This is a genomic window from Ruegeria sp. CL3 (assembly GCF_056536505.1).
The window spans coordinates 1-8,040 of sequence record NZ_JBQFPT010000024.1 but is presented as its reverse complement, the minus strand read 5'-3'; the positions used below and the strand labels follow the sequence as shown (position 1 = coordinate 8,040).

Annotated in this window: 8 protein-coding genes and 1 pseudogene; 4 read left to right on the top strand and 5 right to left on the bottom strand. The window is 58.4% G+C overall.

Features of this window, described 5'->3' with window-relative positions; genetic code table 11:
- Positions 1-202: 202 nt before the first annotated feature.
- Together ACR0NO_RS21985 and ACR0NO_RS21980 are read left to right on the top strand one after the other, a co-directional pair.
- Positions 203-1,189, top strand: coding sequence for a helix-turn-helix domain-containing protein (locus tag ACR0NO_RS21985; RefSeq protein WP_480725694.1), 987 nt, complete (start codon positions 203-205; stop codon positions 1,187-1,189).
- Positions 1,190-1,260: 71 nt separating this feature from the next.
- Positions 1,261-1,718, top strand: a pseudogene (locus ACR0NO_RS21980) (transposase family protein); the annotation flags it as partial.
- Here ACR0NO_RS21980 and pqqE read toward each other — a convergent pair.
- Genes pqqE through pqqA form a run of 5 tightly spaced genes read right to left on the bottom strand, consistent with a single transcriptional unit; the run spans position 1,677 to position 4,783 of the window.
- A complete protein-coding gene (gene pqqE / locus ACR0NO_RS21975; protein WP_480725692.1) occupies positions 1,677-2,756 on the bottom strand; it encodes a pyrroloquinoline quinone biosynthesis protein PqqE in 1,080 nt (359 codons plus the stop codon). The pseudogene ACR0NO_RS21980 and the gene pqqE sit on opposite strands and share 42 nt — an antisense overlap.
- Complete coding sequence (gene pqqD, locus ACR0NO_RS21970) at positions 2,753-3,040, bottom strand: pyrroloquinoline quinone biosynthesis peptide chaperone PqqD (RefSeq protein WP_480725691.1); 288 nt, start codon at positions 3,038-3,040, stop codon at positions 2,753-2,755. The genes pqqE and pqqD overlap by 4 nt, the downstream gene beginning before the upstream one ends.
- The gene (gene pqqC / locus ACR0NO_RS21965; protein ID WP_480725689.1) at positions 3,037-3,765 is read right to left on the bottom strand and encodes a pyrroloquinoline-quinone synthase PqqC; all 729 of its coding nucleotides are present in this window, start codon (positions 3,763-3,765) and stop codon (positions 3,037-3,039) included. Before pqqC ends, pqqD begins: the two co-directional genes overlap by 4 nt.
- Positions 3,762-4,649: a pyrroloquinoline quinone biosynthesis protein PqqB gene (gene pqqB / locus ACR0NO_RS21960; RefSeq protein WP_480725687.1), complete on the bottom strand. Its 888-nt coding sequence runs from the start codon at positions 4,647-4,649 to the stop codon at positions 3,762-3,764. The genes pqqC and pqqB overlap by 4 nt, the downstream gene beginning before the upstream one ends.
- 26 nt (positions 4,650-4,675) lie before the next feature.
- Positions 4,676-4,783, bottom strand: a complete 108-nt coding sequence (gene pqqA / locus ACR0NO_RS21955; RefSeq protein ID WP_152460716.1) for a pyrroloquinoline quinone precursor peptide PqqA — start codon at positions 4,781-4,783, stop codon at positions 4,676-4,678.
- 200 nt (positions 4,784-4,983) lie between these two features.
- On the opposite strand from pqqA, the gene ACR0NO_RS21950 reads away from it, so the two are divergent.
- Together ACR0NO_RS21950 and ACR0NO_RS21945 are read left to right on the top strand one after the other, a co-directional pair.
- Positions 4,984-7,047: a 4Fe-4S binding protein gene (locus ACR0NO_RS21950; RefSeq protein ID WP_480725685.1), complete on the top strand. Its 2,064-nt coding sequence runs from the start codon at positions 4,984-4,986 to the stop codon at positions 7,045-7,047.
- Entirely contained in the window at positions 7,044-7,934 is an 891-nt protein-coding gene (locus ACR0NO_RS21945; RefSeq protein WP_480725683.1) for an FAD:protein FMN transferase, read from the top strand. The genes ACR0NO_RS21950 and ACR0NO_RS21945 overlap by 4 nt, the downstream gene beginning before the upstream one ends.
- Positions 7,935-8,040 lie beyond the last annotated feature (106 nt).

Below are 8,040 nucleotides of genomic sequence, written 5' to 3'. Positions count from 1 at the left end.
GGCGTCGACAAATACTGGTCCCCCGTCAACCGCGTCGACAACGCATACGGAGACCGAAACCTCGTCTGCACATGCCCTCCAATGGAAGCATACGAAGAAGCCGCTGAATAAAACTAAAAACCCCCGCCGAAAAATCGGCGGGGGTCATCGAAGGGAACAATGTTTCTCTCACCTGACCCAATCAAACCAATTGGTGGTTCTGATGAAGCATTATGTCATACAAAATTGTCACGCAGGTGCAGCTCAAATCGCCAACGTGGCAAAAGAACGCCCTCATCACATCGAAGTCATTCTGCGCTGCCAAGAGGATAGGGCATCAGCAGAATTGGTGGTGGAGTTTTTCCATGCGTTGAACACATTGATCGCTAAAAAAGCCTATGTGGTGACAGCACGTGTTGTTGCTAACGACAAAGTTGGTGGACCACTTGATTGGGCTGGGCGGACTGCGGTGTTCTGGGGCGACTTGGAGAGTGCATGGTGCCCGGCAGGAGACCAAAAGCTTTGGGTTTCGCAAGTGATGAATCTGTCACCCAGAGTGATTTTGGTCGGCGGCGCCGTGATGTTGCTGGCGCAGATGGCAGGTTCTGAACCAAGAGCGGCTGCAGTGCATGCCACTTTTGAAGCGGCTGCTTTCGAACAGGGAATTGTCAGCTGCGGGGCATCAACTTGCCTGGCGTCAGATGGTCGATTGCACAGCGCCAATACCCGCATCAGTGCTCTGGGATTACTTTCGGAGCTCGTTTCGGATGATCACGGTCAACATATTGCTGATGCGCTACGCAGATATGTCGGATTGAGCGAGCCCGGGAAGAAAACCGAGAGTCAAATTGCCAATCGGCTCATTGGCGAGGCCAAAGGGGACGAGGTGGTCATTCATACGCTGGCGACCATGATGACGCATATCGAAGACCCGTTGAGCATTTCAGAACTTGCCGTGAAAGTTGGTACATCTGTCCGGCAGCTTCAGAGAAGATATCTCAGCAAAACAAATGCGAAGCTTCTGGACACTTACAAAGAGTTGCGTTTGGAGAGGGTTGGGATCTTGCTCAAATACACGGACATGCCCTTTGCAGAAGTTGCCGCCGCGACTGGGTTTTCGTCTCGTTCCGCCATGTCCCGGAGCTTCTTCAAACATTGCAAATCTACTCCCGAAGAAAGCAGGAAGCGGCGGTATCTTGGGTGTGAATAGAACGAGAGCTCTCAATTCAGCGTGCAGTTTCTGGATGCGCAAGAGCACCTAATAGCGAACAGTCTGGCGTTCAAAAACGAGGGCGTGGACGCCTGATTGGCTGCGCCAAACGTGACACTAAGACCAAGTAGCACGATATCTGTGATAGCCAAGGGCGTCCGGTAAACCTTTTTTACTGCTGGGCACGCTAGCGACTAAATCGGCATGCGGGCCTTACTTAGCAGCGTGTCAGATGTTGACTGGCTGATTGGAGACCGTGGCTAAGACGCTGACCGGCATCTGAGATGCGTCGAAAGAAAAAGGGATGCAGGCCTGTTTCGAAGGTCGAAGGCGACGCAAGCAGGCTGTCAAATACGACAAAGGTCACTACAAAGGGCGTAACTGGATCGAAATCATGCTCTGCAGATCCAAGGATTTGCGGCGTGCCGCAATCCGCTACAACAGATGTCCGAAGATATTTCTGCCCGCCATAGAACTTGGTTGGGGGTCACGCTTTGCGATAGATGAATTCATTTTCAGGATTGGCTGACATGGCGTCCAAAACGTCTTTGACCCGGCTATTCAGCGGTGACTTTTTGCAAACGGGATCGGTGGCTTCGGCATCCTGCGCAAAGGCCATCGCCTGACAGCGGCAGCCTCCGAAGTCGATCTCTTTCCTCTCGCAGCTTTGGCAGGGTTCGGGCAACCAATCGGTTCCCCGATAGGCGTTGAAGGCGCTGCTGTGGTTCCAGATGTCCGATAATGGTTTATCGCGCACCGACTCGAATTCCAGATGGGTGATCGTCTGTGCCGCATGGCAGGGCAGGACGGTGCCGTTGGGCGTGATATTCAGGCCCGTGGACCCCCAACCGCCCATACAGGCTTTGGGATAGTCCGAGTAATAGTCGGGCGGCACGAAGTCGATGGCCAGAACACCTCGTAAATCCTTGCTGGCGCGGACAACGGTGTCTTTCACGGCCCGGGTCTGCTCAAGCGTCGGCAGCAGTGCGGCGCGGTTCGACAGAGCCCAGCCGTGGAATTGCACACAAGCGACCTCGAGCCTGCGGGCACCCAGTTCGACGGCCATTTCGATCGTGCGATCCAGATCATCAAGATTGTGGCGATGCATGACCGCGTTTAGGGTCAGCGGGATGCCCCTGTCACCGATCTCTTTGGCCATGACCATCTTTCGGTCAAAGCCGCCGCGATAGCCGCCAATGCGATCGGCCAGAGCCGCATTCGTACCTTGCAAGGACAGTTGGATGTGGTCCAGCCCTGCCGCCTCGAGCCGATCCAGCCGTTTGGGGGTCAGCCCGATGCCGGAGGTGATCAGGTTGGTGTAAAGCCCGATGCTTGCGGCCTGTGCGGTCAGGTCTTCGAGATCGCGGCGCGAGGCGGGCTCACCCCCCGACAGGTGCAATTGCAGGACGCCCATGTCGAAGGCCTGCTGGAACACATCCACCCAAGCCTTCGTGTCCAGTTCCGTTTCCTTGCGCTCAAGCTCCATAGGGTTGCTGCAATAGGGGCAGCTGAGCGGGCAGCGGTGGGTAAGTTCGGCCAAAAGCGCGATGGGGGCAGGGGCGGTCATGTCTGCACCAACACGTAAAGTCGGCTGCGCAGAGCCTGCAGGAAGCGTTGAACATCGGTTTCGACCTGATCGGCAGGGGCGCCGTAGGTTGTGGCAAGATCGGTGACGATCTGGCCAAACGAGGTCATACCATCCACCCGTGACAGGATGGCGACACCGATATCGTCCAGTTCGATCACCTTTTCCGGGGCTTGCAGGACCATGCGGTCGCGCACCGCGTCGCGCTGAACCCGCACGCCGCGCGGCAGGTAGGGGCAGTCGGTCTGGTGCAGCTCAAGCGTCATAGCAGGCCTTCCCCCGGTTTCCACGCACCGGGCGGGACTAGGCCAGGCTCTACATATCCGGACCAAAGCGCATCCAGCTGCGCCCACAACACGTTGGTTTTGAAGATCAGCGCCTCGCAGGCCATATCTTCTTTTTCCTCTGTGTCCGCATGGTCCAAAACCCAGTTCAGGCCGAATGCTACGTCCTTGGGGGCTTGGATCAGACGTTTTTGGAAATAGGACAGGCTGTCGGAATTGGCGAAGTCATAGTGCTGCAAAAGGCCCTCAATCCGCTGTTCGTGGATTTTGGGGGCAAACAACTCGGTCAGAGAAGACGCGACCGCCTGCAGCAGGGGCTTTTCACGCACGTAATGCACATAGGCGTCGACGGCGAATTGGGTCGCGGGCAGGATACCGCGGCCCGAGGCGACATAGTCGGGGTCCAGCCCCACGGCCTCGGCCAGTTTCAGCCAGCGCCGGATGCCGCCGCCCTCGGTCACGCCGCCATCGTGGTCTTCGATGCGGGATCGCCACTCGCGCCGGATATCGGCATCGGTGCAGCGCGACATGAAGGCGGCGTCCTTCATCGGAATCGCTGCCTGATAGGCCCAGCGATTGATCACCCAGGCGCGCACCTGATCGGGGGTGCATTCCCCGCTGTGCAGCCGGTGATGAAACGGGTGTTTGTCGTGATAACGCTCAGCCCCAATCTGACGCAGGCGGGCCTCAAGAGTGTCGCGGCTCATATCGTGATCTCCTGCCCGTCATAGGCGATGGTCCAGCCTGCGGTTTCCACAAAGGCGCGTTCCGGGCTGTCGGGTTGCAGAACAGGGTTGGTGTTGTTGATGTGGATGAAGGTTTTCGCCGCGCGGATGTCTTGCAGCCGAGCGATCGATCCCTCGGGTCCGCTGATCGAGATGTGACCCATCCGTTGCCCTGTTTTCACACCGGTTCCGGTGCGGATCATCTCATCATCATCCCAAAGCGTGCCGTCAAAGAACAGCTGATCGGCATCCGCAATTCGGGCCAAAAGGTCATCTGTCACCTGCGCGCAGCCGGGGATGTAATAGGCGGTCTTGTCGGTGGTGGTCAGCCGGACACCTACGGTCTGTTCGCCCAGCAGATCGGTCTGAACACTGTCGCCTTCCATGAACAGGGGCACCTTGCCGGGTACCGCAAAAAGCTGCGCCTGCAACCCCGCCTGCAAGGTGAATTCATCGCCCAGGGCAATCTGGCGGCGGCTCACTTTCTCGCGGTTGACCGCGTCGAAAATCCGGTTCTGGGACAGCACGTCCAGAATATCGCCCGTGGCAAACAGGGTGAACGGGGTCTGTTCACGCAGGCTGAGCAGCCCGGCGATATGGTCGATATCCCCATTGGTCAGCAGGACCGAGGCAACGGGCGTGTCGCGCAGCGCGCGGGGGTGCATTTTGGGGCTGTCCAGCATCTGCTGGCGAATGTCAGGCGAGGCGTTCAGGATGCTCCAATTCAGACCATCTGGGGACACCGCCAAAGAGGATTGGCCGGACGGCGGAATCTTGCCCTTACGGGCGTCCTCGCAATTCCGGCAACCGCAGTTCCATTGTGGCAAACCGCCACCTGCAGAAGCCCCAAGAACCAGGAAATGCACTTTGGGCCTCCGCTGCTTTTACGTGATCAGAACAGGTCGGGCTCGTACTCGCGGCCTTCGTCCTCGGACGGAGAATACATGTTGATCTCCATGCCGCAGTTCACTTCTTTCAGCTTCGGTGTGCTCCAGGTCATAATGTCCTCCCGATGAATGACTGGCGTTGTTGAAAACCTACTACCGGCGCGATTTTCGGAAAATGCTGCTTTGGTCGTAGGGATGGGGTGTAGTGTTGAGTGGCGGGGGCGGCTGCGTCAACCGGCTTGGGGTCGTAGAGGCGGGACTTAGGACTTTCGTCGAATGTCATGGGCGCAGGGGGAAATATAGTCTCACGCTCATGCGCGCGATCCTGTTACTTGTGTTTTTGCTTTTCAGCGGCCTGTCGGTTCAGGCAGAGCCTCTGCCGCGTGAGCAGATCGAAACCTATATCCGCGCCCCGTTTTCGCTGGGCGATGCGCTGAACGATGACGGGGTCTACAGCCTGCTGAACTCGGGCGGCAGTGAGGCCGGATATGTGTTTGAATCCGAACCGTTGGCGCCCTTGCCGGGGTTTTCGGGCGCGCCGATCAACATGCTGGTGGTGCTTGACCTTGAGGGGCGCTTTCTGGATGTCCAACTGATCGAACATAACGAGCCGATCTTTGTCTCGGGTCTGGGTGAGGCCCCGTTTCACAAATTCTTTGAACAATATGGCGGGCTGTCGATTTCGGATTCGATTGTGGTGGGAACACCCTATGGCGATGCCGCGGCGGGTTCACAGCTTGTTTATCTGGATGGCGTCACCAAGGCGACGGCCAGCGTACGCATCGCCCACGAATCCGTCATGGGGGCCGCGCTGGCAGTGGCCCGCGAAAAGATGCAGGGGCTGGCCACCGCGCCGCCCGCCTTTCCCGACCCCGAGTATCAGGAGGACCTGACCTGGCAGGATCTCGTCGATCAGGGCATCGCCACGCGCAAGACCTACACCAACGCGCAGGTCGACGCCTTGTTCGCAGGCACCTTGTGGGAAGATGACGACCCCGAGGCGCAGGATTACCCGGATGAGCCTTACTTAGACATCTGGGTTGTCGATGTAGGGCCTACTTCCATTGCCCGCGCTGCGTTGGCCGAGGACAGTTTCGACGACCTCCAGAGCTTTCTCGAAATCTCGGACAATGATGAACCGATCCTGGTGATCGAAACCGCGCGCCACGGGTTGGTCAGCGAAGATTTCGTGCGCAACACCGCGCCAGACTGGCTGTCAGCCGAACAAGATGGCTTTCCGGTTGCCCTGCGCGATGCCGATCTGTTCGTGGAGCTGGCTGATGGTCTGCCCGATGGCACCGCCATGATCTTGCGCACGGACCGCAGGCTGGGATTTGACCCCTCGCGCGATTGGGTTTTGAAGGTACTGGCCGTGCGGGAACACGGCATGTTCCAGCCCGAAACAGGCTCCGTCACGCTTGAGGTGCCGCATGTCACGCCCGAGCGGTTCTTTACCCGTCCGGTTCAGATAACGCCGGTCCCGCCGTGGCTGGAGGCGCTGCGCAACCGTCAGACTGACATGATCGTTCTGGGGATCTTCCTGACAAGTCTCGTCGCCGCGCTCAGCTTTCGTATGAATGCACTGGCGGCCCAACCTTTGTTCACGCCGCTCCGCTTGGGCGTGCTGGCGGTTGTCATCGGTTTTGTCGGATGGTGGGGACAAGGGCAGTTGTCCATCGTCACAGTTCTTGGAACACTCAGAGCAGCAGTCGAGGGTGGCAGTTTCGCGTTCCTTCTGTACGACCCGTTTTCCCTGTTGATCTGGGCGGTGTCCATCGCTGGTTTCATCGCATGGGGCAGGGGGCTGTTCTGCGGTTGGCTCTGCCCATTCGGCGCGATGCAAGAGTTAGCGCATCACTTGGGCAAAGCCCTCCGCCTGCCGCAGATTGAGCCGTCCGAGGCCTGGGACAGACGTCTGAAATGGTTGAAATACGTCATCCTTGCGGGCCTTGTGGGCGTTGTGTTCGCCGCCCCCGATCACGTTGACAAAGCCGCCGAGGTCGAGCCCTTCAAAACTGCGGTTACTACCTTCTTTGTGCGCGAATGGTATTACGTGGCTTACGCGGCGGGATGGCTGTTCCTCGGAATGGTGCTGTTCAAGGGATTCTGCCGCTATGTCTGTCCGCTCGGGGCTTTCATGGCGATCGGAGGGCTGTTGCGCGGGCGCGATTGGATCGACCGGCGCACGGAATGCGGCTCTCCGTGTCAATTGTGCAAGGTCAAATGCAAATACGGGGCCATCGCAAAGAGCGGGCGCATCCAATATGATGAGTGCTTTCAATGCCTTGACTGTGTGGCGATCCATGACGACAGTACCAAATGCGTGCCTCTGATTGTCGCCGCCCGACGCCAAGCCAGAGAGGTCGCCGCCGAATGATAAACCGCCGCCGCTTCCTTGCCATCTCTGCCGCCGCGTTGGCGACCCCGGCTGCGGCCCAGCCCACAAAATGGCACGGCTATGCCTTGGGTGCCGAGGTCAGCCTAGCCTTTGACGCGCCTACGGACGTTGCCGAACCCGCCATAGCCCGTATCCGAGCCGAGTTAGAACGCTGCGAAGCATTGTTCAGCCTCTACCGCCAGAATTCCGACTTGTCTCGGTTGAACCGTTCTGGCCACCTGAAAGCACCCGCGCCCGAAATGCTGGCGCTTCTGCGCGCCTGCGATCGCGCCTACCGGCAGACCGACGGGCGTTTTGATCCGACCGTTCAGCCCTTGTGGCAGGCAGCGGCGCAGAATGGAGACCTCGATGCCGTGCGCAAAGCTATTGGATGGGACCGGGTTCGGATTTCGCCCGATTACATTGCGCTGGATGCCGGCCAGGCACTGACGCTGAATGGTATTGCACAGGGCTACGCTACGGATCTGGTCACAGAGGTGCTGCGTCAGGCGGGTTGGTACAACGTATTGGTCAATATCGGTGAATACTACGCCGCCGGGCGCAACTGGACCCTGGGCGTGTCAGATCCCCAACACGGGATCGTTCAGACCCGGACGCTCAAAGATCAAGCGATTGCCACCTCTAGTCCAGCTGCGTTGCGACTGGGTGGCGGTCAGTTTCATGTCCTGAATCCGAAAACCATGCACCCACCCCAATGGTCGACGGTCAGCGTTCAGGCTGCAGACGGCACATCGGCAGACGCATTGTCAACGGCGCTTTGCCATGCAGATGAGGGTGAGATTCAAACCATCCTGGATCGGACACCCAATCGCACCACTGTAATTTGTGTTCACCAGAATGGGTCTGTCCGGACCTTCCAATCATAGCAAAAGCCCCGGGGTTTTACCCGGGGCTTTAGGGTTTATTGTTTCTGTGTTTACGCGCAGTCTTGGACGGCGCGTTTTGTCATGACGCTGACGAGATGCGCGCGGT

What these genes read in the sequence shown, in the direction of transcription:
- ACR0NO_RS21985 (WP_480725694.1), top strand. Translation starts at nt 203, where the DNA reads ATGAAGCATTATGTCATACAAAATTGTCACGCAGGTGCAGCTCAAATC.
- pqqE (WP_480725692.1), bottom strand. Translation starts at nt 2,756, where the DNA reads ATGACCGCCCCTGCCCCCATCGCGCTTTTGGCCGAACTTACCCACCGC.
- pqqD (WP_480725691.1), bottom strand. Translation starts at nt 3,040, where the DNA reads ATGACGCTTGAGCTGCACCAGACCGACTGCCCCTACCTGCCGCGCGGC.
- pqqC (WP_480725689.1), bottom strand. Translation starts at nt 3,765, where the DNA reads ATGAGCCGCGACACTCTTGAGGCCCGCCTGCGTCAGATTGGGGCTGAG.
- pqqA (WP_152460716.1), bottom strand. Translation starts at nt 4,783, where the DNA reads ATGACCTGGAGCACACCGAAGCTGAAAGAAGTGAACTGCGGCATGGAG.
- ACR0NO_RS21950 (WP_480725685.1), top strand. Translation starts at nt 4,984, where the DNA reads ATGCGCGCGATCCTGTTACTTGTGTTTTTGCTTTTCAGCGGCCTGTCG.
- ACR0NO_RS21945 (WP_480725683.1), top strand. Translation starts at nt 7,044, where the DNA reads ATGATAAACCGCCGCCGCTTCCTTGCCATCTCTGCCGCCGCGTTGGCG.